Origin of the sequence: Marilutibacter maris, assembly GCF_006546735.2 — a bacterium.
GTDB classification, from domain to species: Bacteria; Pseudomonadota; Gammaproteobacteria; order Xanthomonadales; family Xanthomonadaceae; genus Marilutibacter; species Marilutibacter maris.
On the sequence record NZ_VICD02000058.1, the window covers coordinates 1 to 1,145 of the forward strand.

Below are 1,145 nucleotides of genomic sequence, written 5' to 3' on the forward strand. Positions count from 1 at the left end.
CCGGATTCCATGCGCGGCTTGAGCACCGCCACCGGCTGGGCCAGGTCGAACACGATGCGGGTGGTGCCGGCGACCGGATGACCGGTACGCACCGCCTTGACGATCCCGGCGCCGCCGGGAACCTTCAGATTCGCCGCCAGTTCCGAGCCGGGAAGATCGACGACCAGGCGATCGGGCCCCGACAGACTCAGGGTCCGGACTTCCGCCTCGCCGTCGAGGACGATCTCGGCGCGGGTGCCGGTCGCCCCAGAGCTCAGGCGCAAGTCGTTGATTTTGGAGGCATGCGCAAGGTTCCAGGCCAGGGCGCCGAGCAGCGCCATGGCCATCAGGAGTTTCTGAACGGTGGCTCCCCTTGCACGCATGGACGCTAGTCAAGCACCACAGACATGCATTTGCAAGTCTTTTTTCCTTATGAATCCGACACCTGCCGCCACTTCCTTCATTTCCGTTCAGGAGTAGCCGACAACTTCAGGTTTTCCTGCCGGCCTCAGGCCCGGGGATGCAATGCCCCCAGCCAGGCCGCTCCGACCGCCGACGCCGGCACCAGGTGCGCGCGCCGGCCATCGCCTTCGACCGCCAGTTCGACCACCAGGTCCGCGCGCGGCAACGCGCCAGCGCCACGTTCGGCCCACTCGACCAGCCACAGGCCCACCTCGTCGGCATCCAGGCCCAGGTACTCCAGCTCGCCGGCATCGGCGATGCGATACAGATCCAGATGCCAGGCCTCGCTGCCGTCGGCCAGCGGATAGCGCTCGACCAGGGTGTAGGTCGGGCTGCGGATGGTGCCGCCGACCCCCAACGCCCGCAGCAGCGCCCGCGCCAGGGTCGACTTGCCGGCGCCCAGGTCGCCGCGCAGGTAGACCACCGCCTGCGGCGGCCGGGTCGCGGCCATCCGTTGCCCGAGCGCGGCGGTCGCCTCGGGATCGGCCAGTTGCAGCTCCATCACCGCATCACTCATTTCGCGCGGACTCCGGGAAGGAACGGGATGGCGGATTGCCCAGACGGCGCAGCCAGGGCATCAGGTCCGAGGGCAGCAGGCCGCGCTCGCCGGCCTCGGCGGCGGCGGCGTCGGCCGCCAGCGAATGCAGCAGCGCGCCGCAGCAGGCGGCCTCGAAGGCAGGCAGCCCCTGCGCGAGCATCGCCGC

2 protein-coding genes and 1 pseudogene are annotated in these 1,145 nt (G+C 69.9%); all 3 read right to left on the minus strand.

The genetic code is table 11. The annotated features are described in order from the left end of the window. Nucleotides 1–326: AMIN domain-containing protein (locus FKV24_RS04275; RefSeq protein ID WP_249040915.1), on the minus strand; the 326-nt coding region annotated here is incomplete at its 3' end. A 161-nt stretch (nucleotides 327–487) separates the two neighbouring features. Continuing rightward, nucleotides 488–958: a tRNA (adenosine(37)-N6)-threonylcarbamoyltransferase complex ATPase subunit type 1 TsaE gene (tsaE, locus tag FKV24_RS04280; RefSeq protein ID WP_407067477.1), complete on the minus strand. Its 471-nt coding sequence runs from the start codon at nucleotides 956–958 to the stop codon at nucleotides 488–490. Next, nucleotides 951–1,145 (minus strand): annotated as a pseudogene (locus FKV24_RS04285) (NAD(P)H-hydrate dehydratase); the annotation flags it as partial. The pseudogene FKV24_RS04285 and the gene tsaE, both read right to left, overlap by 8 nt.